Source organism: Aliiroseovarius sp. xm-d-517, assembly GCF_013283135.1.
Taxonomy (GTDB): Bacteria; Pseudomonadota; Alphaproteobacteria; order Rhodobacterales; family Rhodobacteraceae; genus Aliiroseovarius; species Aliiroseovarius crassostreae.
Window position 1 is genome coordinate 49858 of sequence record NZ_WBXT01000002.1, and the last position, 25209, is coordinate 75066.

A 25209-nucleotide genomic window follows, 5' to 3' on the forward strand; every position below is an offset into this window, starting at 1 on the left:
CCGCATGTCAGAACAAGACAGACTGATCCTGTGGCAGGTTCCAAAGCAAAACGGGCCCCGAAGGGCCCGCTTTTTCAACATGGCACTCGTTCAACGAACCACATAAACCGACGCATCAGAATGGCGCACGATCCGGGCTGCGTTTGGCCCCAGCAGGTAATCCTTGAAATCAGGACGATGCGCCCCGATCACGATCAGGTCTGCCGCGTTCAGATCGGCGGTCTGCAGCACTTTTTCATAGACCGACCCAATTGCCACGATATGCCGGGTCCTGCCGTTCACCTCCGCCCCAAGCGTTGCCTCGCACATATCGTGCAACAGTTTCTTGGCCTTGTCCTGAGCGGTCGAGACATGGTGGTCCTGCAGATAGGCGCCCACGATATTGGCCCCGAAATCGGGCACCACGGTGATAATGTCCAGCTGGGCCCCATCCATATCCGCCAGTTTGGCGGCCCGTTCCAGAACCTTGCGGTCCTCTTCCGGGCGGTTGATGTCCACGGCGCAGAGTATGGTCTTGGTCATGCCGTCACTCCTTGAGCTTCGAGTTTGCGGGCGCGGCCCATCTGCAGGAAGGCCACGAGGCCCAGCAGCATCAGCGCCGGAATGAAGATCAGCTCTTTCGGAAGCTGATCGGCTGCGGCCTGCACCCGGGTGATCGCCACCGGATCATCGCCATAGAAGTCGAACGAGCCAAGCTGGTTGGACAGGTCGGTGCCAAAGGACGGTTCATCCAGGCGCATCACCTCTCCCTCAGGCACCAGCATCAGCCCCAGCGCCTGCAGGCGGGCATCGGCCCCGTCGGCATCCGGCACGATCAGCGGCACGGTCAGGTCCTTGACCGCAAGCGTATCAAAATCCGGTCCCGAAATCACCGTGCGCAATGTGCTGCCGGGCTCCGCCGCTTCCAGCGCCTGCACAAAACCAGCCGGTTCGATGGTTTCATAAGGCGGCTGGATCTGGTCCATGAAGAACCCCGGACGGAACAGGGCAAAGGCCACCACCAAGAGCGCCACGGTTTCCCAGATCCGCGACCGGGTCAGGAAAAAGCCCATCGTGCCCGCGGTGAACACAAGGATCCCGATCGTGGCAATGATAAAGACGATGATCCCCTGCATCCATGTCACGTCAATCAGCAAAAGATCGGTGTTGAAGATGAACACAAACGGCAGGGCCACGGTGCGCAGGCTGTAGAAGAACGCCGTAAACCCGGTGCGGATCGCATCCCCGCCCGACACGGCGGCGGCGGCGAAACTCGCCAGACCCACGGGCGGCGTCACATCCGCCATGATCCCGAAGTAAAAGACGAAGAGGTGCACAGCGATGAGCGGCACAATCAGGCCAGATTGCGCGCCCAGCTCCACCACAACCCCCACCATCAGCGAGCTGACCACGATATAGTTCGCGGTGGTCGGCAGGCCCATGCCCAGGATCAGCGACAGGATCGCCACGAAGACCAGCATCAGGATCAGGTTGCCGCCCGAAAGGAACTCAACAAAATCGGCCATCACCTGACCGATCCCGGTCAGCGACACGGTGCCGACGATGATCCCGGCGGTGGCGGTGGCCAGACCGATCCCGATCATGTTGCGCGCGCCATCAATCATGCCTTCAACCCAATCGGTCACACCGTCCCGCAGGCGACCCAACGGGTTGTTTTCGCCCCGGAAAAACGCCTTCAGCGATTTCTGAGTAAGCAGAATGGCAAAGAGCAGCAGCGTGGCCCAGAAGGCCGACAGACCCGGCGATTTACGCTCGATCATCAGGAAGTAGACCAGCACGATGATCGGCAGCAGATAGTAAAGACCTGATTTGTAGATCTTGGCCACATCAGGCAGTTCGACCACCTCGGCATTGGGGTCATCCGGCTCCAGATCATCGGTCTGCGCAGCAAGGTAGATGAGGACGATATAGATCGCCAGCAGCAGGGCCGCGAGGATCCAGCCGGACCCGGCGGGCACCATGGCCACGATCAGCCGGACCGGGAATTGCGTCAGATAACACAGCCCGGCAAACCCCGCGAAAAAGGCAAACATGCCGCCAATGGTCTTGCCCATCGACACCACCTTATTGCCAATGGTGGGCATGTTGTTTTTCACCGCTTCCAGGTGAACGATATAGACCAGCGCGATATAGGAAATCACTGCAGGCAGGAAGGCGTGGGTGATCACCTCGACATAAGAGATACCGACATATTCCACCATCAGGAAGGCCGCAGCCCCCATCACCGGCGGCATGATCTGACCATTCACCGAGGAGGCCACTTCAACCGATCCGGCCTTTTCAGCGGTGAACCCCACGCGTTTCATCAGCGGAATGGTGAAGGTGCCGGTGGTCACCACGTTGGCAATCGAAGAGCCTGAAATCAGGCCGGTGGCTGCAGACCCAACAACGGCCGCTTTTGCCGGTCCGCCCCGCAGGTGGCCCAACGCGCCAAACGCCATCTTGATAAAGTAATTGCCCGCGCCCGCCTTATCCAGCAGGGCGCCAAACAGGACAAACAGGAACACGAATTTGGTCGACACGCCAAGCGCGATGCCAAAGACGCCTTCCGATGTGATCCACATATGGCTCATCGCCTTGCGCAAGGACGCCCCAGCCCAGCGGATCTGGTCGGGAACCACTTCGGATGACCCGAAAAAGACGTAAAACAGGAACACGATCGCCAGCCCAACCATCACCGGGCCAAGCGTGCGGTAAGCGGCGATGAACAGGAACACCAGACCCGCAAGGGCGAAATAAGCGTCTGATGTATCCGCCAGACCGCCGTTTCCGACAATCTTGTCGTAGAAGAAATAGCCATACATGGCCAGGAAGGCGCCCCCCAGCCCGAGGATCCAGTCATACCACGGGATCTTGTCACGGGGCGAGGATTTGAACAGGGGATAGGCCATGGCGGCCAGGAAAATGGCAAAGGCCAGATGGATCTGCCGCGCGTTGTTGATCAGATCACCACTCAGCACGTAGTTTGAAATCGGTGATGCCAGCAGCACCTGAAAAACCGACCAGATCAGCGCCACAACGGCAATCATTGTGCCAACCCAGCCGGTTGGTGCGCGCGCGCCGCTGTCACTGGCAGCAACCAGTTCCTGCAGCTCTTCTTCGCTCAGTGCGCGATTTTCACTGTCAGCCATGAACCTTCTCCCCGTTTGAAATTGGTAATTTCCAACTTTTTATGGCCCCATAAGGGGGAAAGGGCCGGGAATTTCCCGGCCCCGTTATTGTGGCTTATTCGATGATACCGGCTTCGCGGTAGTATTTCTCGGCACCCGGATGCAGCGGGGCAGACAGACCAGCAGTGGCCATCTCTTTCGGGTCGAGATTGGCAAAAGCCGGGTGCAGACCCTTGAAGTCTTCGATGTTTTCAAAGACCGACTTCACGAGAGCATAGACCACGTCTTCTGACACTTGGTCCGAGCTGACAAAGGTCGCGCCCACACCAAAGGTCGCGGTATCCGCGTCATTGCCGCGATACATGCCACCCGGAATGGTGGCCGAACGATAGAACGAGTTGTCTTCGATCAGCTTGGCAACGTCATCGCCAGCCACTTCCACCAGCACACTGTCGCAGGCGGTGGTGGCTTCCTGGATCGACCCCGAGGGGTGGCCAACGGTGTAAACCATGGCATCAATCTGGTTGTCACACAGAGCGGCAGATTGTTCAGAGGCCTTCAGCTCGGTGGCCAGGGCAAAATCGCCAGTGGTCCAGCCCTTGGCCTCCATCAGCACTTCCATCGTGCCGCGCTGACCGGAACCGGGGTTGCCGATGTTGACGCGCTTGCCCTTGAGGTCATCAAAGGTCTTGATACCGCTGTCGGCACGGGCGACCACGGTGAAGGGCTCCGGGTGCACCGAGAACACGGCGCGCAGACCTTCAAACGGGCCGGCCTCTTCGAATTTCGAGGTGCCGTTAAAGGCGTGATACTGCCAGTCGGACTGGGCCACGCCGAATTCCAACTCACCCTCGCGGATGGTGTTGATGTTGTAAACCGACCCACCGGTCGATTCGACCGAGCAGCGCACGCCGTGGTCCCGACGGCCCTTGTTCACCAGACGGCAGATCGCGCCACCGGTGGGATAATAGACGCCGGTCACACCGCCGGTGCCGATGGTGATGAATTCTTCGGCCATCGCGGCCGGGGCCATGACGCCCGCTGCGGCAAGACCATATGCCGCGATTTTCAGCTTCTGGAACATTTCGAAATCTCCTGTCGAGTGTTTGTTCTTACGTGTTTGTGTTCGTCCAAAACGACCCCATGGCGACCACATCCCGCGCTTTGGATCGGGAGGAGCCGCAAAGAAAGAGTGTCCCTATTTGAAAGCGCTTCTTGATGTTCGTCGTCTATACGTATCATTACTTATGGTGCTAAGCGGAACAGTCGTGAAAAGGTGGCCAAGCTGGTTCTGGCTGGGAAAAAAATGATATGGAACGACGGCGTTACTCTTTAAGACTGGTTCTGGCCGTGGCCCTGGTCGGGCTGCAGTTCATCGCCGTGTCGGCAATCATTTTCTTCACCTTTCTCAGCTCTGAACGCGCCCTGCTGCGCCAGTCACACACATTGCTGGGCGAAGCAGGCGAAACCGTGGTCAGCCAGGTGCGCAGCTTTCTTGCCCCAGCGCGCCAGAGCCTGGATGTCACCCGCCGCCTGGCCGAAAACCGCGTTCTGGACACAACTGATGACGCCCTGCTGGAAAGCCATTTGTTCCAGCAATTGCTGGTCGCCCCGCAGATCTCGGGGTTTTATTTCGCTGAACCGAACGGGCGGTTTGTCTATGTCATGCGCAGCGAGACCGAGGGCCGTTTCCGCACCAAGATCATTGAACCCTTCGATCAAAGCAGCCCTGCCCATCCCGCGCATTATGTCTGGCGCAACGATCAGTTCGAGATCCTGGGCGCCGCTTATGATGACAACGACACCTACGAGGCCCGCACCCGCCCCTGGTTCACACAGGCCAAGGCGACACAGGGCAGCATCTGGACTGATCCCTATATCTATTTCACCACCAGACAGCCCGGCATCACCTATGCCGCCCCGGTCCTGTCTGAGGACGGAACCTTGCTGGGCGTGCTGGGCATCGACATCGACATCAACGCAATTTCCGGGTTTCTGGCCGAACTTTGGGCGGATAAGGGCGGGGCTGCGATCATCATGAACCGGAACGGAGAGGTTCTGGCCCATCCCGAACTGGTTCTGATCAGCAATGATTCGGACATGAATCACCCAACCCTGACCATGGTGAACCAGATCACCGACGAGGTCGCCAAAGCCGCCTTTGGCAAGCTTCTGTTCCTGTCGGATGATGCTACCTCCACCTCCGCCCGCGAGCTGGAATTGCAGGGAAAGCGCTTTGTCTCTCTGCTGATGCCAATCCCCGAACCCAACCTGACCTGGACCGTTGGGATCTATGCACCGGTCGAGGCCTTCATCGGTGAAATCACCAAGGACCGGATCCGCTGGATCTGGGTGGCGGGCCTTGTTGCGGTCCTGACCGGGCTGGTCGGGCTGCGGCTTGCGGACTGGATCAACCGCCCGCTGCGCACCTTTGTCAAAGACACCAAACAGGCCACCCGTGGCGAGGCCAGCCTCGATGACGGGTTGCACAGCCCTTATACGGAGCTTGAGGGCACGGGCGAAATGCTGGTGCGCGAAATTCGCACCCGGCAAAGATATGAAGCCGCTTATGGGCGCACGTTTGAACTGACCTCACGCGGCATGGCGCAGATCGAACCGATCTCCGGCAACTTCCTTCGTGTCAATGATCAGCTTGCGGATCTGCTCGGGGTCAGCACCGCCCAGCTTGTCACGATGTCGCTTTATCAATTTGCCCCACAAGAGGGGAACACCCCGCTTGAAAACTTCTCATCCATCCTAAGTGAAGACACGGAATTCATTGAAGATATCTGCTTTTCGCTCCCCGATGGATCAACCACATGGCTGCGGGTGAACGCCATCCTCATCCTTGATGAATTTGGCCAGCCAGACCACGCGGTCGCCATCTTCGATGATGTGAACGAGCAAAAGAAATCCGCCGATCTGACCCAGCAGCTGAGCCGGGAAATGACCCATCTTTCGCGGGTCAACCTGATGGGTGAAATGGCAACAGGCATGGCGCATGAACTGAACCAGCCGCTGAGCGCCATCGCCTATAATGCCGACGCCCTGCATCTGGCACTCAGCGAGCTGGACGGCGACACGGAGGAGGTCAGACAGATCAGCGCGGATATCGAACGACAGGCACATCGGGCGGGGGACATCATTCGCGGATTGCGCGATCTGGTCCGCAAGGATCGCGGCCGCATGGTGCCGTTTGACATGGTCGCCCTTTGCAGCCAGACCATCAAACTGGTCGAAGGGGAAGCGCGCGCGCGTTCAATCCAGATCGAATTTGCTCCGGGGGGGCAATCTGGCAAACCTCTGAACGCAACCGGAAACCGCACTCAGGTTGCGCAGGTTCTGGTCAACCTTCTGCGCAATGCGATTGACGCGCTGGCCAAGGATGCAGATCCCCATGCAAAGATCACCGTTTCGCTCTCTTTCAAGAAAGGCGAGGTGCAGACCTGTGTTCAGGACAACGGGCCGGGCCTTCCGGCAGATTTCGAGTTGTTTCGCAAGTTTGATACAATAAAGTCGGGGGGCATGGGGCTGGGCCTGTCCATCTCGCGCTCGATCATCGAGGCCCATGGTGGAACGATCTGGCACGAAACCCCCTCGCAAGGCGGCGCACGGTTCTGCTTTACCCTGCAAACCAGCCCCGGAACGGAAGAGACTGCACATGACTGATCCTGCCCCCCTGGTCTATCTTGTCGATGATGACGACGATGTGCGGGCCGCCCTGACCCGGTCGCTCAGCAAGCGCGGTTTTCAGATTGAGGCCTTCGCCGATGCCAAAGGGTTCCTGAACGCGTTCGACAAGACCCGGCAAAGCTGCCTCATTCTCGATTACGGCCTGCCCGAAATGGATGGGCTGGCGCTTCAGGAAAAACTCATCACGGACGAAGTCATCCTGCCGATCATCTTTATCACCGGACATGGCGGCATCCCGGAATCGGTGCGGGCCATGCAGGCCGGGGCGATGGATTTTCTCGAAAAACCCTTTCCGCTTGACCTGTTGATGGAACGGGTCCAGTCCGCCCTTGCGATGAGCCTGCAATTGCAGGACGAACAACGCCAGCGCCAGAAGCTGGATCTGAAGCTGGCCGACCTGACTGCGCGCGAACGCGACGTTCTCGATCACATCCTGACCAACCCGGCCCGTGTCTCCAGCAAGGAAATCGGGGCCGCGCTGGAAATCAGCCCCCGCACCGTGGACATCCACCGTGCCCGTCTCATGCAGAAAATGGGGGTCAAATCGCTGCTCGAACTTGTGCAGCTTTGCATGGTGCCCTGACCGCTGCCAGCACCGCACAAACAGATCCGCCGGGCCCAAACGACCCGGCAAATCCGTTTATATAAGCCCCGCGGCAGGCCCCACGGCCCGAAACCCGCCACGTGCCAAAGGGCTTACCCCGCGCAGCAGTATTTGGTTTTGATTGTTGAGTAGAATTCTGCGGCGTATTTACCCTGTTCTCTTGATCCATAGCTAGAGGCTTTTGTTCCACCGAAGGGGACGTGGTAGTCGACGCCTGCGGTTGGGAGGTTGACCATGACCATTCCGGCTTTTGCGTTGTGTTTGAAGTTGCGGGCATGTTTCAGGCTTGCGGTGCAGATCCCTGCGGAGAGGCCGAACTCGGTGTCATTGGCGGTGGCCAGTGCCTCGTCAAAATCGGCGACCTTGATGATCGAGGCGCAGGGTCCGAAGATTTCTTCGCGCGAGCTGCGCATCTGGTTGGTGGCGCCGACGAACATGGCCGGGGCCTGGAAGAAGCCTTCGGTGTCGCGGTTGAGGCGTTCCCCGCCGATCACCTCGGCCCCTTCGGAGCGGGCCAGATCCACATAGCCCAGATTGCCGTTCAGCTGGTTTTCCGACACAACCGGGCCGATCTGCGTGGCCACATCCAGCGGGTTGCCCACGGTGAGCGCCTGCATTTCCGCCGCGAGCCGCTCGACAAACGCGTCATGGATGCCCGCCTGCACGATAATGCGCGAGGACGCGGTGCAGCGCTGGCCGGTCGAGAAGAAGGCGCCATTGAGGACGGTCGAGACGGCAATGTCCATATCGGCATCGTCCAGGATCACCATCGGGTTCTTGCCGCCCATTTCCATCTGCAGCTTTTTCATGCCGCGCGCAGCGTCCACAGCCATGTTGCGCCCCACCGGCACCGACCCGGTAAAGCTGATTGCGGTGACGCCGGGGTGGTCCACGATGGCCTGTCCGACAACGGAGCCGCGCCCCATCACCAGGTTGAAGATGCCCGCGGGCACGCCGGCCTCGTGCAGGATCTCAGCCAGCAGATGCGCCGATCCCGGTGTCAGGTCCGCAGGTTTGAACACCACCGCATTGCCATAGGCCAGCGCCGGGGCGATTTTCCACGCCGGGATCGCAATCGGGAAGTTCCAGGGCGTGATCAGGCCCACAACCCCCACCGGTTCGCGCGACACTTCCACATCCACATCCGGGCGCACCGAGGCCACCGCATCCCCGGTCACACGGATCGCCTCTCCGGCAAAAAAGCGAAAGATCTGCGCCGCGCGGACGGTTTCCCCGATGGCTTCCGCCAGCGTCTTGCCCTCTTCGCGGGCCAGGATCGTGCCGATCTCATCCTTGCGGGCAAACAGCGCCCCCGCCACCGCCTCAAGCAGGTCCGAGCGCAGTTGCGGCGAGGCATTCGCCCAGGCCGGAAGCGCCGCATTGGCCGCCGCCACCGCGTCATTGACCTGTTCAACAGAGGCATGGGCATAGGTGCCAATCACATCCGACAGGTCTGCGGGGTTGAGGTTTGGAACGGCATCCACGCCATCCAGCCATTCACCGGCAATCAGGTTTCGCTTCATCGGCTCTCTCGTCATGTTTGAAGGTCAGGGAAAGACGAGGAAAGCCGCAGATGTCAAATCTGGGGAGATATGTACGGCTTTCCTCAGGGATCCGGCCACCAAGAGGAACAAGTGGCCGGATCTGTTCGACGGGATCAGGCGAAGGCCTGCAACCCGGTCTGGGCACGGCCCAGGATCAGCGCATGCACGTCATGGGTGCCTTCATAGGTGTTCACCGTCTCAAGGTTCACCATGTGACGGATCACGTGGAAGTCCTGGCTGATGCCGTTGCCGCCATGCATGTCACGGGCCAGACGCGCGATATCCAGCGCCTTGCCGCAATTGTTGCGCTTGATCAGCGACACCATCTCGGGCGCGGCTTTGGCTTCGTCCATCAGGCGACCGACGCGCAGAGCGGCTTGCAGGCCCAGGGTGATCTCGGTCTGCATATTGGCCAGTTTCAGCTGGAACAGTTGCATCTGCGCCAGGGGCTTGCCGAACTGTTTGCGGTCCAGCCCATATTGACGGGCACCGTGCCAGCAGGCCTCAGCCGCCCCCATCGCGCCCCAGGCAATGCCGTAACGCGCGCGGTTCAGACAGCCAAACGGACCTTTCAGGCCTTCAACATCCGGCAGCAGGGCGTCTTCGCCCACTTCCACATTCTCCATCACGATCTCGCCGGTGATCGACGCGCGCAAGGACAGCTTGCCTTCGATCTTCGGCGCGCTCAGCCCCTTGGTGCCTTTGTCCAGCACAAAGCCCTTGATCTTGCCATCATGGGCATCCGATTTGGCCCAGACCACAAACACATCCGCGATCGGCGCGTTCGAGATCCACATTTTCGAGCCGTTCAGAACATAGCCGCCATCGACCTTTTTGGCGGTGGTTTTCATCGAACCGGGATCGGAGCCCGCATCCGGCTCGGTCAGGCCAAAGCAGCCAATCCACTCACCCGATGCCAGTTTCGGCAGGTATTTCGCGCGCTGCTCTTCGGTGCCATAGGCATAGATCGGATACATCACCAGCGAGGACTGCACCGACATCATCGAACGGTAGCCACTGTCGATGCGCTCAACTTCACGCGCCACCAGACCATAGGTCACATAGCCCGCGCCAATGCCGCCGAACTTTTCCGGGATGGTGGTGCCCAGCAGGCCCATTTCACCCATCTCACGGAAGATCTCCGGATCGGTTTCTTCGCGCGCAAACGCCTCGGTCACACGCGGCATCAGCTTGTCTTCGCTATAGGCGCGGGCCGCATCACGGACCATACGCTCATCTTCGGTCAGCTGGTCTTCCAGCAGGAAGGCATCGTCCCAGTTGAAGGATGCCAGCGCCGGCTGGGATTGGGGGGAAAGATCTTTCGCCATATCTTTGTCTCCTGTTCGCGGCTTACGCGGCGGTTTTGCTGATGGCAGCTTCAATCGAAGCCTCAATGATGTCCATCGCCTCGTCGAGCTGTTCCATCGGAATGGTCAGCGGCGGCAGAAGGCGCACAGCATTGGCGCGGGTGCCGCAGGGCAGAATGATCAGACCACGCGCCTCGGCCTCGGCCACAATGGCCTGGGTCAGCGCGGGATCCGGGGCGTTGGTGTCACGGTCGGTGACCAGTTCAAAGGCAATCATCGCGCCAAGGCCACGCACGTCGCCAATCGCTTCCATCCCCTGACGCGCCGCCAGGGCGTTCAGACGGGATTTGACCGTCTCACCAATCTCAGTGGCGCGGTCGCAAAGCTTCTCTTCCTCGATCACGTCAAAGACAGCATTGGCCGCCGCCACCGCCAGCGGGTTGCCCGCATAGGTGCCGCCGATGCCGCCCACCGGGGCGGCATCGACAACCTCGGCCCGGCCAGTGACGGCTGAGAGCGGGAAGCCGCCCGCCAGGCCCTTGGCCATGGTCACCAGATCGGCGGCCACGCCCGCATGCTCAAACGCAAAAAGTTTCCCTGTCCGCGCAATCCCCGCCTGCACCTCATCCGCAATCAGGATGATGCCGTAATCGTCACAGATCTTGCGCAGCGCGCGCAGGAATTCAGGCTGGGCAATGTTGAAGCCGCCTTCACCCTGCACCGGTTCAATGATCATCGCCGCCACACGTTCCGGGTCGATCGAGCTTTTGAACATATTGTCCAGCACCGCCAGCGACTGTTCGACCGTGACCCCGTGGAATTCATTCGGGAACGGCGCATGCAGCACCTCGGGCGGCATCGCCCCGAAGGCTTTCTTGTAAGGGGTCACCTTGCCACAAAGCGCCATGCCCATCAGGGTGCGCCCATGGAAGGCGCCGGAAAAGGCAATCACACCCGAACGGCCAGTGTAAGCCCGCGCCATCTTGACCGCGTTTTCCACCGCTTCCGCGCCGGTCGTGACCATCATGGTCTTTTTCTTGAAGTCCCCCGGCGTCGACGCGTTCAGACGCTCCGCCAGCGCGATATAGCTTTCATAAGGCGCCACGTGGAAACAGGTATGCGTAAACGCCTCGGACTGCTTGGCAACCGCTTCCATCAGCTTCGGGTGACGATGGCCGGTATTGTTCACGGCAATGCCCGCCGCAAAGTCGATATAACGCTTGCCATCGGCATCCCACAGCTCGGCATTCTCTGCGCGCACCGCATAAATGCCACGGGTGGCAACGCCATTGGCAACAGCCTCGGCGCGGCGGGATTTGAGGGTTTCAGTAGTGCTCACGTGAGGCTCCTCCACAGGTGACGGAATGTGTCTCCCCCCCAAAAATCCGGGATCGATTCACATATTCATTGATTCTCGCATCCTGTATTGCTCAATTTATTGAGCATTGCTAGAGGTGAGTTTGGACAAAACTCGCTGAATCGCCCAATCTGGCAAAAAGCGATGAAAGGACCCAATCCATGGTGGACGAATTTGACGTTGGCACCCGTTTGAAGCAGCTGAGACAGCAATTCAACATGTCTCAAAGACAGCTCGCCGAATCCGCAGGCGTGCCGCACGGGCAGATCTCGATGATCGAAACCAACAGATCCAGCCCTTCCGTCGCAAGTTTGCGCAAAATTCTGGGCGGTTTCGGAATTTCCATGTCAGAGTTTTTTGAACCCGACGCAACAACAACATCCCAGACCTTCTTCACCCCCGCAGAGCTCAGAGACCTCACATCCCTCCTCTACCAGGGAAACGAAGCCGCCCAGAAAAAAATCACCCTCAAACAGGTCGGGGACGCAAAACTCCACGGCCTCCAGATCCTGCACGAAAGATACGAACCCGGCGCCGATACCGGCGAAACCATGATCGAACATGACGCAAATGAAGGCGGCATCGTCATCGAAGGCGAACTCGAAATCACCGTCGGTCCAGAAACCAGAACCCTCAAAGCCGGCGACGCATACCTCTTCAACTCAAAAGAACCACACAGATTCAAAAATAACTCCGACAGAGTATGCAAAGTCATATCAGCTTGCACTCCCCCATACCTATAAAGGACCAAAGCGGGCAGAGGGATCAGGGAATGGCCCGGCAGGCACCACGCCGGGCAGGAGGCCGGTCGGGGGCGATATCCTATCCGCCAAGCCCCTCATCACAGAGCCGATACCAGGCAAAGGCCGCGGGCAAGGCGCTGCGCCGCCAGCGACCCAGTTCAAACCGGCGCAAGGGGCGTTGCATCAAACCGGGATGCGGGCGGGCAGCCCGCCCAAGCGCCATATCGGCAATCAACGCCCCCGCATAGGGCGCCATGGTCACGCCGCCGCCGTGAAATCCAAGCGCGGCCCAAGCCCTGTCCATCCCCGGCACCGGCCCCGCAAATGGCACGAGGTTGCGGGTCATGCAGATGAGGCCGGACCAGAAATACTCTGTCTCCACCTGCTGCCAGGCCGGGAACATCCGGTCGAAATCCGCCCGCGCCATGGCCTCGGTTCGGGCCATCTCTGCCTCTGTCACACGCACGGAGCCGCGCAACCCAAGCAACATCCGCCGATCCGGCAGCAGGCGGAAATAATGCAGCAGGGTCCGGCTATCGACGCACATCTGGTCCGAGGTCCAGCCCTGCGCCGCCAGTTCATCCTCTGTCATAGGGCGCGTCACGAGGATATTTGACTGCACCGGCAGGTAACGTCCGGCCAAGGCGTCGGGCAGGTCCTCCGAGGAATAGCCATTGGTGCAGATCAGCAGGTGCCTGGCCCGCAGCCTGCCCTGAGGCGTCTGCAGGATATGTGGTGCTCCCGGCGTGATCTCCATGACTGGCGACCGGGAATGGATCCGCACCCCGGCGCGCTCTGCCGCCCCGGTCAGCCCCAGCACGAATTTCATCGGGTTGAGCGCAAAGCCGATCGGCAGGGTCACCGCCCCATGAAAATCCGGGCTGGTCATGCCGCGGGCGGGCATCTCTTCTTTCGGGATGAACTGATAGGGCAACCCGTAGCGGCTGGTATATTGCTGGCCATAGTCTTTCAGCCCCTGCACCGCGTCGGGCCGATGGGCCAGATAGGTGTAACCGCCGGACTGGCGGTCCACATCCAGCGCAAACCGCTCCAGATAGGTTTCAACCAGATCCACCGCCGCCCGCTCAGCGTCAAAAAACAGCCGCGCATCGTCCGGCCCGTAGCGGCGCAGGATCTGGCCATCATCGAGCTTTGCGGCCCCCACTGAGACCAGCCCACCATTGCGCCCCGACGCGCCCCAGCCGGGGGTCATCGCATCCAGCACCGTCACATCGGCCCCGGCCTCAGTCAGCTGGAGGGCGGCAGACAGGCCGGCATACCCGCCGCCAATCACGGCAAAATCCGTCTCTGCCTCCCCGCTCAGGGCTGGATATTCCGGTGCCGGGTCCGGCAGGAAACGGCTCCAATACCGGTCACGGATCGGGCGATCCGAATAGGCCAGATTTTCATAGATCCGCCGCATGTTCCCCCCTCAGCCGCGCCTCAGAGCCTGTCCCTGAGACTAAACCACAACATGGCCAGAACCAGAAGGGGAGAGCGAAGCGCAGGCCCGCCGGGGAAGCGTTGGGTCGGCACATTCGCCATAATGTCAAACCGTTCCGCCTGCCCCGCGATGGCTTCCGCCGCGATCTGACCCGACAGGGTGGCCAGCGCCACACCATGGCCCGAAAAACCGGACAGCGAGAGGATATTGCCACTGATCCGTTCCACATGTGGCATCCGGTTCATGGTGATCCCCAGCGTACCGCCCCAGGCATAGTCGATGCCGATGCCCTTGAGCTGCGGAAAGATCTCCTCCATCGGGCGGCGCACCGCACCGGCAATATCGGACGGGAACTTGTAACGATAGCTTTCCGTGCCACCGAAAAGCAGGCGGTGGTCGTCGGAGAAGCGGAAGTAGTTGATCACGAATTTGCTGTCGGCCACGGCATAGTTGTTGCGGATCAGATCTTCCTGCTGCGCCGGGGTCATGGGCGTGGTGGCGACAATGTAATTGTTGATCGGCATCACCCGCTCGGCCACATGGCGCTGCAGTTTTCCAAGATAGCCATTGCAGCCCATCACCACATGGCGCGCCGACAGGGTGGCCGCGTCGGTGACCACCTTTGCCGGGTCCCCTTCGATGATCTCGCTGACCTTGCTTTCCTCAAAGATCCGCACCCCGGCCTGAACCGCCATCCGCGCCAGTCCCAAGGCAAATTCCAGCGGGTGGATATGCCCCGCCCCCAGATCCAGCGTCCCCCCGTAATAGGCGGGCGAGTTCACCAGATGGCGACATTCCTCTTCATCGACAAACCGAATCTTGTCATAGCCGTATTCATCGTTGAGCTTGCGGGCATAGTCCCGGCTATGGGCAACATAACGCCGGCGGTGATCGGTGTGCAGCACCCCATCGTGGAAATCCGCCCGCACCAGATCGGATTTCGACAGATCCCGCACCAGATCCACCGATTGATTGGCCAGCGCCCACAATTCCTGCGCATGGGCCTTGCCGACCATATTTTCCAGATCATCCTGATCAAGGCGCTGCCCCTGCCCGACCTGTCCGCCATTGCGCCCCGAGGCCCCGAACCCCACGCGCTGTGCCTCAAGCAGCACCACATCATAGCCCTTCTGCGCCAGGTGCAGCGCGCTTGACAGCCCCATGAACCCACCGCCCACGACACAGACGTCACAGGTGATCTCTCCCCGGGCCTTCGGGAACCGATCCAGCGGCGTGGCGGTGGCAGCATAATAGGAGTGCGGATATTCCCCCGCACGATCATTGACGGTCAGCAGATCCATAATGTCCTCGCATTTCCCGGTTGGATATCAGGCATTCAGAAGAAGGTGACGGCGTTCCCAGGGCGAGATTTCCCGCTGGTATTCCTCGTGCTCCGCCCATTTGATATCGGAATAGAGCTTGCAAAACTCCTCCCCCAGCACGGCCCGGATCTCATGCGCCTCATCAAACAGCTCCAGCGCAGCCTGCAACGAGACCGGCAGCGGCTCCTCCGCCTCCCAAACCTCCTTGGTCGCCTCCGCGCGCGGCTCGACCCGGTTCATCATACCCAGATAGCCGCAGGCCAGAGAGGCCGCGATGGCGATATACGGGTTGCAATCCATGCCAATCACCCGGTTTTCAAGCCGCCGCGCCGCAGGGCCGGAATGGGGCACGCGCAGCCCGGTGGTGCGGTTGTCCGCCGCCCATTCCAGATTTGACGGCGCCGACTGCCCTTCAACCGTGATCCGCCGGAACGAGTTCACATAGGGCGCCAGCAGCGGCACCACATCCATCATGTATTTCTGCGATCCACCAATGAACCAGCGAAACAGGTCCGACGCGGTGCCATCTGTGTTCGAGAACACGTTCTGGCCGGACGCGCTGTCCACAACCGACTGGTGCACATGCATCGCGCTGCCCGGTTCATCGCGCATCGGCTTGGCCATGAACGTGGCAAAAACGCCGTTTTTCAACGCGGCCTCGCGGATGGTGCGTTTGAACAAAAAGACCTGATCGGCCAGATAGACCGGGTTGCCATGATTGAGGTTGATCTCGATCTGGCCGGCCCCGCCTTCCTGGATAACCGTGTCAATCTCCAGCCCCTGCGCCTCGGCAAAGTCGAAAATCGTGTCGATCACCGGCCCGTATTCATCTACCGCCGACATGGAATAGACCTGACGGCTGGCCCCTTGCCGCCCGGTGCGCCCGATCGGCGCTTCGATCGGTTCGTTCGGGTCAAGATTGGGCTTGGTCAGGTAAAATTCCAGCTCTGGCGCCACGACCGGATCCCATCCCTGCGCCCGGTAAAGACCCACCACATGTTTGAGCAGGTTGCGCGGGGCAATCGGCAACGGATCCCCCTCGCGGGTGAACATGTCACAGATGATCTGCACCGTGGCATCCTCGGCCCAGGGCACCGCATTGGCGGTGGACATGTCCGGGCGCAGCACCACGTCGCGCTCCAGCCACTGGTTCTCGATCTCCATATCCACATATTCGCCGGAAATCGTCTGGTAAAAGAGGGAAATCGGCAGCGCCAGCGCCTCCTCCGGGTCAAATTTGACCGCAGGCATCGCTTTGCCGCGCGAGGTACCGGCAAGGTCGGGAATGATGCATTCGACCTCCTCCACGCGGCGCCCGCGTGCATATTCGGTAAACTCTTCGGGCAGGGTGTTCATCCAGCCGCTGCGGCGATCCTGTGTCATCTGTCCTCCTTTGACGCCCATTTGACATGGGGCGCTCAGATCTGGATGCACTTTTGATCAAAAGTGTGCAGCGCGTCAAGATATTCCTTTACCTTGTCGCGCAGCAGGGGTCTGTCATGCGGTAAGGGATTTTTGCACAAACCCCATACCCTGGCGGATATCTTCGGCCATGGCGGCCCCGACGGCTGTCGGATCTTTTGCCCGCAACGCCCGGATCGCTTCCATATGCTGGTCACTCTGACCTGACGTGCCAAACCGGCCACATCCCACCCGCAAAGAAGGGCCAATCTGCAACCAGAGCATCTCGGCATGGCGCAACAGAATATCGGCCTCAGACGGGGCATATAGCGCAAAATGGAACCGGTAATTGGTTTCCAGATAGCCCCGGATATCCCCCAGATCAATCGCCTCGCCCATCGCGTCGTCAATTTCCTCTAACCGATCAATATCTTTTTTATCCAGCTGCTTAGCACCCATCTCTGCCAATTTTGGCTCAACGGAAAGACGCAGGATTTCGATCTGCTCGAACCGCTCCTTGGTCATGACCGGAACCGCCACCCGCCGATTTTCCAAAACCTCGAGCGCGCCTTCCGTGGTCAGTTTTCGAATGGCTTCACGCACGGGTGTCACCCCCGCCCCAATCGCCTCTGCCAACCCGTGAATGGTCAGCGGCTGGCCGGGCAGCACCTCTCCAAACAGGATCATTTCCTTGATTTTCGTGTAATAGGTTTCATGAACCGGGCGGCGGCCTGTCAATCTGCTCATCACATTCTCCAACTGGCCCCAACTGGCGGCGAACCTTCTGTCAGGGTGTAGCAGATCGCGCTGCGCGCAGCAAACCGGTCACGTCACGAGGGGCTACAGTTTTGATAAAAACTGCAAGCCTCAGGGAAAATCACCCCCCGGACAGGTCCGGAGGGCGGGGTATTTTCAGAATCGCACCAGTTTGCGCCCTTCCAGCCGATAGCCTTCCGGCGCGATTTCAGAGCGAAATTCCGGCACATGGCTGACCAGCAGGATCGCCTGATCCAACCCTTTGAGGATCTCGATCAGACGCGCGTAATTGTCCGGGTCGAGCGCATTGGTGGGTTCATCAAGGATCAGCACCTCGGGCTCCATCGCCAGAACCGTGGCCAGCGTGACCAGTCGCTTTTCGCCACCCGAAAGTTTGTGGGTGACCCGATCCCGCAGATGGATCAGCCCCAGACGCGACAGCACCCGGTCCACAATCGCCAGCGCCTCGTGCTTGGATTTGCCCAGGTTAAGCGGCCCGAAGGCCACGTCTTCGGCAACGGTTGGACAGAACAGCTGATCATCCGCATCCTGGAAAACCAGCCCGACCCGACGGCGCATCTCGTGGAAATCCGCCTCGGCGATGCAGGGTTTGCCAAAGGCTTTCACCGTGCCGCTCAGGGGGGTGATCAACCCCATGATGATCTTGAGCAGGGTGGATTTGCCCGCCCCGTTTGGCCCGACCAGCGACAGGCGCTCGCCCGGTTCCAGCCGCAGCGCCGCCCCTTCCAGCACCGGGTCCAGCCCCGGATAGGCAAAGTGGATGTCTTCCAGCTCAATGAGTGGCATAGAGAACCTCGGCGCCGATCAGGGTCAGCAATGCAACCGCAAGGGACAGGGCAAACAGGATGTCGGATCGGGTCAGCCGGAACTCCTCGAGCAGCAGGATACGGCCCGAGAACCCCCGGCATTTCATCGCCGCCAGAATGCGTTCGGACCGTTCGATCGCCCGCACCAGCATCATCCCCACCAGATAGCCATAGCTGCGATAGGTGTGCCAGTTGGTGCCGGGGCGGAAGCCGCGCAGTTTCATCGAGGTGCGCAGGCGCAGGTATTCCTCGCGCAGCACTTCGATATAGCGGATGGTGAACATCATCAGATGCACCAGCCGCGCCGGGGTTTTCAGCGCAAATAACGCATGCCCCATGGTCACCGGCTCCATCGTGCCCACCAGCGTCATCACCGCAAGGATCACCGCGTTGGCGGTCAGCGCGATTTCCACCGCGCGCCACAGCCCTTCCCAGCTGGCGGCAAACCCCCAGATCGTGAAGATCGGCGTTCCCGGCATGGTAAAGGGCAGCAGCACCAGCATGAAGATGATGAAACTGTCCATCATCGCCATGCGTTTCAAGGTCTGGCGAAACGGCAGGCCGGACAGGCAGAGCAGCCAGACCGACAGGCCCATGGCGCCGGTCAGGACCCGCAGGTCGCTCAGCCCGACCACAACAATCGCATAGGCCAGGGTCATCACGATCCGCATCCGCGGGTCCAGCGCAGAGACGGCAGCGCGAAACGCGCCAAAGCCGGACAGGGGTTTTTCAACGCCGGTCAGAACATAGGTCATTGCCTATCCCCCATCTTGTCCCCCATCTTGCGCCGTGCGGCGATATAGAAGACCACGCCAAACAGGCCGAAAATATAGCCGATCCCGCCAAGGATGGACTGGAAATTCGCTTCATTCTTCAGGGCGGTGATTTCCTTGCGCAGCGGGCGCAACTCGGTGCGCAGCATGGTCGCAAGCTCGGATTGTGCCTGATCAGACAGACCGGCAGTTGACGCCATCATCTGCCCGGGCGCGCCTTGCAGCACCGACGCCGCGGCAGCAGGATTGGGGGCGGTCGGGCTTTGCCCCATCAGCTCTGCCACTTCCGCGCCGGGCATGATCACCTCGGCCACATGACCCGCCCCCAGATCGCCCCGGAACACATGGGTGACCGGCTGGGCCGGTGTGAACAGAAAGAACCCGTCCGCATCGGTTGTGGTTTCCCCGATCTTGGTGCCCGCCTCGTCAAACACCTCAATCAGCAGATCAGCGGCCATGTCGCCGTTGGAAAACCCGACCTCGCCCTCGATATTCGATCCTGACGGAAAGACGGCGGAAATCACGTTATGGGCATAAGCCGGCAGGACCGGCAGCGCCAGAAGCGCGGTCAGAAAGAAGGCCCGGATCATGTGGATCATGTGGATCATGTCAGCCCTCCTTTCACATCCATGAACAGTTCAGGTTTGACACGGCGGGCCAGGAAAATGGCGGCCCCGGACAACAGCGCCTCGATCACCATCACCGGGATATGGGCAAAAAACACCAGCTTTGCGGCGGGCAGGAATTCATCCCCGGTCAGCGCGAGGGAAATCGCCACGGCGATGGTGGTGGCCGCAATGGCCATGCCCCCGCCGATGCCGCCCCAGATCGCGCCCTGACGCGGCGAGCCCCGCGCCACAAGCGGCCGAAACGCCAGCCCGACCAGCACCGCAGGCAGCGCGATATTCACCGCATTCACCCCCAGTACGGTCAGACCGCCAAACCCAAAGAACACCGCCTGCAGCAACAGCCCGACAAACAGGGCCGGAAAGGCGGCCCAGCCCAGCACAAGCCCGGCCAGCCCGTTCAGGATCAAATGGACCGAACTGGGCCCGATCGGCACATGGATCAGCGAGGCCACAAAGAAGCTCGCCGATAACACACCCGCCGCGGGGATACGTTCAAGGGTGAGATCCTTCAGGCCCATGGCAAGCCCGCCAATGGCCAGGACCGCCCCGCCAATCACCACCGGGTTGGACAGGGCGCCATCTACGATATGCATCCTGCCCCCTCCCCTTTTTGACTGCGGAGTGCGCGTGTCATTTCAGATCCTCCGCCCGGATCCACAACACGGCATCCTGGCTCAGCTCCTTGCCTTCATGTTCCGTCTCGGGCCCGGTTCCAAGGGCCGCAAACCCCCAATAGCCAGCTTTCGGAATGCCGAAGGTAAAGACGCCATTGGCATCGGTCAGCGCAACGATGGACCCTCCGGCCATTGGCTGAACGGTGCTGCCGGAGGTCGCGAACCGCTCCAGATCCGGTTCGGCCGCCATATATTCGATTTCGATCTCGGCGCCGGCAACGGGCTTCCCTTCGGACAGGACCTGCCCCGAGAAGGTCGAGCCGGTGATCACGTTATACGGCTTGTTGAGCGGCAGGATCTCGGTCGGCAGACCCACCGGCTGATCCCAGTCGGTGGGCAGCGTGTTGCGGTTCAGAACAACCTTGGCGATCTGCTGGATATAGATGTCTTCGCTTTGCTCATAATAGGGGGCGGGCACCGTCACCACCACGTAATCGCCCGAGCGTTTGACCGGCACGCTGGCCCGGTAGGCGGCGGCCTCGTTCGAGGCCCCTTTGAAGGTCGCAGGCTCCAGACGATCCATCAGGTCGGTCTTTTCGCCATTATGCACCATGAAAAATTCCTGCGGCTGGCCCATATCCATGGCGTGCCCGTTCTCCATCGGGTGCCAGAAGATCAGCCCCATCGGCACGTCCCCCGGACGTTCGATCAACGCATCCTTGGTATAGTTCAGCTGGAAATGCGCAAAGGCCGTGACCGGCAGCAATGCGGGAAGGGAAATGGCCAGTGCTTTGGCCAGAAAGGTCGTTTTCATATCGTCCTCATTCGACAGTGCGGACACGTCTTTCGCGCGCCCTGCAAGCAGGAATGAACAACGGGGAGTTGGCACGGTGGGTCCGGTTTTCATTCTGGGACCGCCGGGCCAGACGCTCACCCCGGCGTCCGGTTGGAAATGGGCAAGGTCTCCCTGGCCCAGTGTCCGGCAGGTCTCCTGACTCGCGGGTCAAAGCTTGGCTGGCCTTCCCGAGGCGCCTTTCGGCGGCTTCCCAGTGGCATGTTCAGCGTCGCTCACCGCTCACAGTTGCGGGGGCAGTCACGGAATTGGCGCCTGTTGGCTACACCTCACCGTATTCCCTATTGCTACCGCGGAGCCTCTGCTCGCGCGGAACCGATCACAGGGTCTGAATGTCAGATCAAGGCCCCGGATGTCAAGGCGCAGCGCCGCTTTCCACAGGTCGCAATCCGGCGACAGTCGGTCGCGCATTTACGCAAGCCGCTGAATTCAAACGAATTCGGAAGGTGAAGAAAAGCGACCCCAAAGGCAACAGCGCAGATCCGCGGCGAATCATCTGGCTCAGGACACAGCCTCTGGACACGGCGATTGTCAGTGGCGCAGCATCCGCAGCGCCCCGAGGGCCACCAGAACCAGATAGGCCACACTGCACAGCAGGAGCGTCAACCAGATATAGGTTACAAAGGCCGCCCCGAACACGCCCACAGCGACCAGCACGTATTTCACATGCTCCCGATGTACCCGCGTGGTTTTGAACGACGGGGTCGGAATGCGGCTGATCAGCAGGAACGCCACCAGCATCAGGTACAGCACCGTGATCCCATCCGGCAGAGGGCCCGACTGCACAAACACCCGGTCCAGATAGATCGGCACCAAGGCCAGAAGCGCACCCGCAGGCGCGGGCACCCCCACGAAATGCGCCGAGCTGCCGCCCTGTTCGGATTTGTTGCCCACATTGAACCGCGCCAGACGGATCAGGCAGCAGATCGCAAAGGTCAGCGCCGCCAGCCATCCCAGCGAACGCAGATCCTGTAGCCCCCAGAAATAAAGAATGAATGCAGGCGCCACGCCGAAATTCAGGAAATCGGCCAGGCTGTCCAGCTCGGCCCCCATTTCGGACTGCCCATTGACCAGCCGCGCCATCCGGCCGTCCAGACCATCCAGCACTGCCGCCAGCAAGATAAACCCAACCGCCCAGCTGACATGGCCCTGAATGGCAAACCGGATCGCGGTCATCCCCGCACAGACCGCCGCCACGGTCATCACATTCGGCACCAATTGGATCAGGGCAACCTTGCGGGGCGCCTTTTGGGGGTCATCAAGCATCGGGGCTGCCGCCTGCGTCCGACGCGTCGGTCAGCTCTGCAATCAGCGTTTCACCCGCGATCATGGTCTGGCCCAGACGCACCATCGGCTCGACCCCTTCCGGCAGATAGACATCCAGACGAGAGCCAAAGCGGATCAGGCCGAACCGCTCCCCAAGCCCCAGACGCTGCCCCTCGCCGGTGAAACAGACAATGCGGCGCGCCACGAGACCCGCGATCTGCACCACGGCAATGTCGCGCCCGTCCGGCATTTCTATCCGCAGGCTGTTGCGCTCATTATCCTTGCTGGCCTTATCGAGCGAGGCGTTGAAGAACTTGCCCGGGCGATAGGCGATCTTGATGATCTTGCCGCCCACCGGCATCCGGTTCACATGGCAGTTGAAGACCGACATGAACACGCTGACGCGGGTCAGCGGCTTGTCTTCCATCCCCAGTTCCGTCGGGGGCACCGCCGGTTCGATCAGCGACACCACCCCGTCCGCCGGGCTGATGATCACATCATCGCGCACCGGCGACATGCGTTCGGGATCGCGGAAGAAGTAGTAACACCAGACGGTCAGCCCGACCCCGATCCAGCCAAGCGGCTCCCACAGCAAAAACAGCACCACGGTGATCGCGGCAAAAATGGCAACAAACCGACGCCCCTCGGGATGCATCGGTTTGACGAAGGTAGACATCATATTCACGGCAGGTTTTCCGATCAAAAAAGTTCGCCCCAAAATACGCAGCGCGATTGGGAAAGCAAGCGACATCACCCGCGCCCGCCTTTGGAGCGGCGCCTGCACTCCGGCAAGACCTTGCAATCAGTCCGAGTTTGGCCTGTTCTTTTGCCCTCATCTGCGCTTTACAGTTTGACCATGACATCAATTTTCGCCCCCTCATCCCCCTGCCCCCCGCACCCGGTCATTGCCGTGGATGGCGGCGGCACCAAATGCCGGATGGTGCTGGAGAGCGGCCCCACCCGACATGACGTCGAAGGCGGGTCGGTGAATGTGAACTCCGATTTCGAGGGCGCGATGGCCGAGATCAGGCGCTGTCTGGATCTGCTGTCGCAACGCTCCGGCCAACCGGCGGACCAGCTGGCCGCCCTGCCCAGCTATCTCGGGCTGGCCGGGATCATCAGCCCGGCGCAGATCCCCGCGATCCATGCCGCCCTGCCCTTTTCGCGCGTCAAGATCGAAGATGACCAGCCCGCCGCGCTTAAAGGCGTGCTGGGGGACGAGGACGGGTATCTTGCCCATTGCGGCACCGGATCTTTCGTCGCGTCCCAGATCAGGGGAAAGATGCGCTTTATCGGCGGGTGGGGCGCGGTTCTGGGCGATCCGGCCTCGGCAATGTGGGTGGGGCGGACGGCGCTCAGCTATAGTCTGGATGTGGTGGATGGGCTGCGCGCCCCCTCAGACCTTGCCAGTCATTTCCTTGATCAGTTTGCCGACCCCCTTGGCATCCTGCGCTTTGCCGCCGGGGCCTCACCCGCTGATTTCGGGCAACTGGCCCGGGCCGTGACCCGATTTGCCGAAGAGGGTGACGCTCTGGCGCTGGCGGTGATGGAGGCCGGGGCGGATGCAATTGCCGACCGGTTGATCCGAATGGGCTGGCAGCAGGGCCAGCCGCTCTGCCTGACCGGTGGGATCGGACCGGAATTTGCCGCCTATCTGCCCGACCGGATGCAACAGAGCCTGATCGCGCCCAAAGCCACGCCGCTTGAGGGCGCGCTGGCGCTGGCACATCTTTTTGCTGCGGAGGGTCAGCCATGACCGCTGCCACGCTGCGCGTCTCGGGCGGGCCGATCTTTGACGGCACCCAGCTGCGGATGGGCCATATGGCCCTGTTTGTGAACGGGGCGCTGCAAACGCTCCTGCCCGAGGATGGGACCAGACCGGATATCGACCTTGGCGGGGATATCCTGTCGCCGGGCTATGCGGATCTGCAGGTCAATGGCGGCGGCGGGGTGATGCTGGGGGACGCCCCTGATATCGACACCCTGCGCCTCATGTCCAAAGCGCACCGCCAGCTTGGCGTGGCGCAATTCCTGCCCACGCTGATCACGGATCGGCCCGAAACCACCCGCGCCACCATCACCGCCGTGCAACAGGCCATCCATGCACAACTGCCCGGCATTGCCGGATTGCATCTGGAAGGCCCGCACCTGTCACTGGCCCGCAAAGGCGCCCATGACGCCGCCCTGATCCGGGCCATGACCGAGGCCGATCTGGACATGCTCATCGCCGCCGCACAGGCCCTCCCCCTGCTGAAAGTCACAATCGCCCCGGAAAACGTCACCCCCGAACAGGTTCGCGAGCTGGCCCAGGCCGGGGTTCTGGTCTCACTTGGTCATACCGATGCAGATTTCGACACCTGCCTGCGTTATGTCGAAGCAGGGGCACGCTGCGTCACCCATCTGTTCAACGCGATGAGCCCACTGACCAGCCGCGCGCCGGGCTGCGTGGGCGCAGCCCTCAGCGACGGGCGGCTCTGGGCCGGGGTGATCGCGGACGGGATCCATGTGCACCCGCAGGTATTGCGCACGGCCTGGGCCGCCAAATCTGGCCCCGGTGAGATTTTCCTCGTCTCCGACGCAATGGCCGTGGCGGGAAGCGACCGGACAGGGTTTGATCTGAACGGACGCCGGATCACGCGGGATCAGGGTCGGCTGACGCTGGCGGATGGCACGCTTGCCGGGGCCGATCTGGACCTGACCCGCGCCATTCAGGTGATGGTTGAGGAGGTCGGCCTGCCGATGGCTGCGGCCCTGCGCGCCGCCACCTCTGCGCCACGGGCGCTCGCGGGGCTTGCACCCCCAACAGCCGCAAAGGATTTCATCCGCCTCAGCCCGGACCTGCGCACGCTGCGCTGGCTGTCAGAAAAATGAACCCACCCCCGGCCCGTTCAACCAGTCTGGGCGAAACCGGCCGGGGGTGGATCTGTCTTGCGGGGCTTTCAACGCACCCGTTTGCGCCGTTTCCG

The 25209-nt window shown here is 61.0% G+C and carries 22 protein-coding genes and 1 riboswitch; of the genes, 5 read left to right on the forward strand and 17 right to left on the reverse strand.

Going from position 1 to position 25209, the window contains the following annotated elements:
- Window positions 1–90 precede the first annotated feature (90 nt).
- The 3 genes from XMD517_RS15375 to XMD517_RS15385 all read right to left on the reverse strand — a co-directional run bounded on the left by XMD517_RS15375 (window position 91) and on the right by XMD517_RS15385 (window position 4194).
- A complete protein-coding gene (locus XMD517_RS15375; RefSeq protein WP_173485062.1) occupies window positions 91–522 on the reverse strand; it encodes a universal stress protein in 432 nt (143 codons plus the stop codon).
- A complete protein-coding gene (locus XMD517_RS15380; protein ID WP_173488332.1) occupies window positions 519–3131 on the reverse strand; it encodes a TRAP transporter permease in 2613 nt (870 codons plus the stop codon). The genes XMD517_RS15375 and XMD517_RS15380 overlap by 4 nt, the downstream gene beginning before the upstream one ends.
- Before the next feature lie 94 nt (window positions 3132–3225).
- Window positions 3226–4194 carry a TAXI family TRAP transporter solute-binding subunit gene (locus XMD517_RS15385; RefSeq protein WP_173488331.1) on the reverse strand — a complete coding sequence of 323 codons (969 nt, stop codon included), beginning with the start codon at window positions 4192–4194 and terminating at the stop codon, window positions 3226–3228.
- A gap of 227 nt (window positions 4195–4421) precedes the next feature.
- Here XMD517_RS15385 and XMD517_RS15390 point away from each other — a divergent pair, with 227 nt between their 5' ends.
- Both XMD517_RS15390 and XMD517_RS15395 read left to right on the forward strand, forming a co-directional pair.
- Complete coding sequence (locus tag XMD517_RS15390; protein WP_173488330.1) at window positions 4422–6779, forward strand: cache domain-containing protein; 2358 nt, start codon at window positions 4422–4424, stop codon at window positions 6777–6779.
- Window positions 6772–7386 (forward strand): response regulator transcription factor, encoded by a 615-nt coding sequence (locus XMD517_RS15395; RefSeq protein ID WP_055191306.1) that lies wholly within the window; start codon window positions 6772–6774, stop codon window positions 7384–7386. The genes XMD517_RS15390 and XMD517_RS15395 overlap by 8 nt, the downstream gene beginning before the upstream one ends.
- A gap of 113 nt (window positions 7387–7499) precedes the next feature.
- On the opposite strand, the gene XMD517_RS15400 is transcribed toward XMD517_RS15395, so the two are convergent.
- The 3 genes from XMD517_RS15400 to gabT form a co-directional block, all read right to left on the reverse strand.
- Entirely contained in the window at window positions 7500–8930 is a 1431-nt protein-coding gene (locus XMD517_RS15400) for an aldehyde dehydrogenase family protein (protein WP_217360576.1), read from the reverse strand.
- Between the two features lie 134 nt (window positions 8931–9064).
- Complete coding sequence (locus XMD517_RS15405) at window positions 9065–10279, reverse strand: acyl-CoA dehydrogenase (protein WP_173507590.1); 1215 nt, start codon at window positions 10277–10279, stop codon at window positions 9065–9067.
- A 22-nt stretch (window positions 10280–10301) separates the two neighbouring features.
- On the reverse strand, window positions 10302–11597 hold the full coding sequence (gene gabT / locus XMD517_RS15410) for a 4-aminobutyrate--2-oxoglutarate transaminase (protein WP_173507591.1): 1296 nt from the start codon (window positions 11595–11597) through the stop codon (window positions 10302–10304).
- A gap of 179 nt (window positions 11598–11776) precedes the next feature.
- Here gabT and XMD517_RS15415 point away from each other — a divergent pair, with 179 nt between their 5' ends.
- Window positions 11777–12358: a cupin domain-containing protein gene (locus XMD517_RS15415; protein WP_173488206.1), complete on the forward strand. Its 582-nt coding sequence runs from the start codon at window positions 11777–11779 to the stop codon at window positions 12356–12358.
- Between the two features lie 79 nt (window positions 12359–12437).
- On the opposite strand, the gene XMD517_RS15420 is transcribed toward XMD517_RS15415, so the two are convergent.
- The 11 genes from XMD517_RS15420 to XMD517_RS15470 form a co-directional block, all read right to left on the reverse strand.
- A complete protein-coding gene (locus XMD517_RS15420; RefSeq protein ID WP_173488205.1) occupies window positions 12438–13781 on the reverse strand; it encodes an FAD-binding oxidoreductase in 1344 nt (447 codons plus the stop codon).
- A gap of 20 nt (window positions 13782–13801) precedes the next feature.
- Complete coding sequence (locus XMD517_RS15425; RefSeq protein WP_173488204.1) at window positions 13802–15103, reverse strand: FAD-binding oxidoreductase; 1302 nt, start codon at window positions 15101–15103, stop codon at window positions 13802–13804.
- A 27-nt stretch (window positions 15104–15130) separates the two neighbouring features.
- On the reverse strand, window positions 15131–16507 hold the full coding sequence (locus tag XMD517_RS15430; RefSeq protein WP_173488203.1) for a glutamine synthetase family protein: 1377 nt from the start codon (window positions 16505–16507) through the stop codon (window positions 15131–15133).
- 114 nt (window positions 16508–16621) lie between these two features.
- Entirely contained in the window at window positions 16622–17272 is a 651-nt protein-coding gene (locus XMD517_RS15435; RefSeq protein ID WP_173488202.1) for a GntR family transcriptional regulator, read from the reverse strand.
- 165 nt (window positions 17273–17437) lie between these two features.
- Window positions 17438–18088: an energy-coupling factor ABC transporter ATP-binding protein gene (locus tag XMD517_RS15440; protein WP_173485153.1), complete on the reverse strand. Its 651-nt coding sequence runs from the start codon at window positions 18086–18088 to the stop codon at window positions 17438–17440.
- A complete protein-coding gene (gene cbiQ / locus XMD517_RS15445) occupies window positions 18075–18863 on the reverse strand; it encodes a cobalt ECF transporter T component CbiQ (RefSeq protein WP_173488201.1) in 789 nt (262 codons plus the stop codon). Before cbiQ ends, XMD517_RS15440 begins: the two co-directional genes overlap by 14 nt.
- Window positions 18860–19489 carry a cobalt ABC transporter permease gene (locus XMD517_RS15450; protein ID WP_371734356.1) on the reverse strand — a complete coding sequence of 210 codons (630 nt, stop codon included), beginning with the start codon at window positions 19487–19489 and terminating at the stop codon, window positions 18860–18862. Before XMD517_RS15450 ends, cbiQ begins: the two co-directional genes overlap by 4 nt.
- Entirely contained in the window at window positions 19486–20103 is a 618-nt protein-coding gene (cbiM, locus tag XMD517_RS15455) for a cobalt transporter CbiM (protein ID WP_173488200.1), read from the reverse strand. Before cbiM ends, XMD517_RS15450 begins: the two co-directional genes overlap by 4 nt.
- Window positions 20104–20140: 37 nt before the next feature.
- Window positions 20141–20938 (reverse strand): DUF4198 domain-containing protein, encoded by a 798-nt coding sequence (locus XMD517_RS15460; RefSeq protein ID WP_173488199.1) that lies wholly within the window; start codon window positions 20936–20938, stop codon window positions 20141–20143.
- Window positions 20939–21087: 149 nt separating this feature from the next.
- Window positions 21088–21312, reverse strand: a riboswitch (cobalamin riboswitch).
- 196 nt (window positions 21313–21508) lie between these two features.
- Window positions 21509–22243 carry a CDP-diacylglycerol--serine O-phosphatidyltransferase gene (pssA, locus tag XMD517_RS15465; protein ID WP_173485149.1) on the reverse strand — a complete coding sequence of 245 codons (735 nt, stop codon included), beginning with the start codon at window positions 22241–22243 and terminating at the stop codon, window positions 21509–21511.
- Window positions 22236–22928, reverse strand: coding sequence for a phosphatidylserine decarboxylase (locus XMD517_RS15470; RefSeq protein ID WP_173488198.1), 693 nt, complete (start codon window positions 22926–22928; stop codon window positions 22236–22238). Before XMD517_RS15470 ends, pssA begins: the two co-directional genes overlap by 8 nt.
- 171 nt (window positions 22929–23099) lie before the next feature.
- Between XMD517_RS15470 and XMD517_RS15475 the strand changes: the two genes are divergently transcribed.
- Both XMD517_RS15475 and nagA read left to right on the forward strand, forming a co-directional pair.
- On the forward strand, window positions 23100–23999 hold the full coding sequence (locus tag XMD517_RS15475) for a BadF/BadG/BcrA/BcrD ATPase family protein (protein WP_173488197.1): 900 nt from the start codon (window positions 23100–23102) through the stop codon (window positions 23997–23999).
- A complete protein-coding gene (gene nagA, locus XMD517_RS15480) occupies window positions 23996–25114 on the forward strand; it encodes an N-acetylglucosamine-6-phosphate deacetylase (RefSeq protein WP_173488196.1) in 1119 nt (372 codons plus the stop codon). Before XMD517_RS15475 ends, nagA begins: the two co-directional genes overlap by 4 nt.
- Window positions 25115–25209 lie beyond the last annotated feature (95 nt).

What these genes read in the sequence shown, in the direction of transcription:
- XMD517_RS15375 (WP_173485062.1), bottom strand. Translation starts at nt 522, where the DNA reads ATGACCAAGACCATACTCTGCGCCGTGGACATCAACCGCCCGGAAGAG.
- XMD517_RS15380 (WP_173488332.1), bottom strand. Translation starts at nt 3,131, where the DNA reads ATGGCTGACAGTGAAAATCGCGCACTGAGCGAAGAAGAGCTGCAGGAA.
- XMD517_RS15385 (WP_173488331.1), bottom strand. Translation starts at nt 4,194, where the DNA reads ATGTTCCAGAAGCTGAAAATCGCGGCATATGGTCTTGCCGCAGCGGGC.
- XMD517_RS15390 (WP_173488330.1), top strand. Translation starts at nt 4,422, where the DNA reads ATGGAACGACGGCGTTACTCTTTAAGACTGGTTCTGGCCGTGGCCCTG.
- XMD517_RS15395 (WP_055191306.1), top strand. Translation starts at nt 6,772, where the DNA reads ATGACTGATCCTGCCCCCCTGGTCTATCTTGTCGATGATGACGACGAT.
- XMD517_RS15400 (WP_217360576.1), bottom strand. Translation starts at nt 8,930, where the DNA reads ATGAAGCGAAACCTGATTGCCGGTGAATGGCTGGATGGCGTGGATGCC.
- XMD517_RS15405 (WP_173507590.1), bottom strand. Translation starts at nt 10,279, where the DNA reads ATGGCGAAAGATCTTTCCCCCCAATCCCAGCCGGCGCTGGCATCCTTC.
- XMD517_RS15415 (WP_173488206.1), top strand. Translation starts at nt 11,777, where the DNA reads ATGGTGGACGAATTTGACGTTGGCACCCGTTTGAAGCAGCTGAGACAG.
- XMD517_RS15420 (WP_173488205.1), bottom strand. Translation starts at nt 13,781, where the DNA reads ATGCGGCGGATCTATGAAAATCTGGCCTATTCGGATCGCCCGATCCGT.
- XMD517_RS15425 (WP_173488204.1), bottom strand. Translation starts at nt 15,103, where the DNA reads ATGGATCTGCTGACCGTCAATGATCGTGCGGGGGAATATCCGCACTCC.
- XMD517_RS15430 (WP_173488203.1), bottom strand. Translation starts at nt 16,507, where the DNA reads ATGACACAGGATCGCCGCAGCGGCTGGATGAACACCCTGCCCGAAGAG.
- XMD517_RS15435 (WP_173488202.1), bottom strand. Translation starts at nt 17,272, where the DNA reads ATGAGCAGATTGACAGGCCGCCGCCCGGTTCATGAAACCTATTACACG.
- XMD517_RS15440 (WP_173485153.1), bottom strand. Translation starts at nt 18,088, where the DNA reads ATGCCACTCATTGAGCTGGAAGACATCCACTTTGCCTATCCGGGGCTG.
- cbiQ (WP_173488201.1), bottom strand. Translation starts at nt 18,863, where the DNA reads ATGACCTATGTTCTGACCGGCGTTGAAAAACCCCTGTCCGGCTTTGGC.
- XMD517_RS15450 (WP_371734356.1), bottom strand. Translation starts at nt 19,489, where the DNA reads ATGATCCACATGATCCACATGATCCGGGCCTTCTTTCTGACCGCGCTT.
- cbiM (WP_173488200.1), bottom strand. Translation starts at nt 20,103, where the DNA reads ATGCATATCGTAGATGGCGCCCTGTCCAACCCGGTGGTGATTGGCGGG.
- XMD517_RS15460 (WP_173488199.1), bottom strand. Translation starts at nt 20,938, where the DNA reads ATGAAAACGACCTTTCTGGCCAAAGCACTGGCCATTTCCCTTCCCGCA.
- pssA (WP_173485149.1), bottom strand. Translation starts at nt 22,243, where the DNA reads ATGCTTGATGACCCCCAAAAGGCGCCCCGCAAGGTTGCCCTGATCCAA.
- XMD517_RS15475 (WP_173488197.1), top strand. Translation starts at nt 23,100, where the DNA reads ATGACATCAATTTTCGCCCCCTCATCCCCCTGCCCCCCGCACCCGGTC.
- nagA (WP_173488196.1), top strand. Translation starts at nt 23,996, where the DNA reads ATGACCGCTGCCACGCTGCGCGTCTCGGGCGGGCCGATCTTTGACGGC.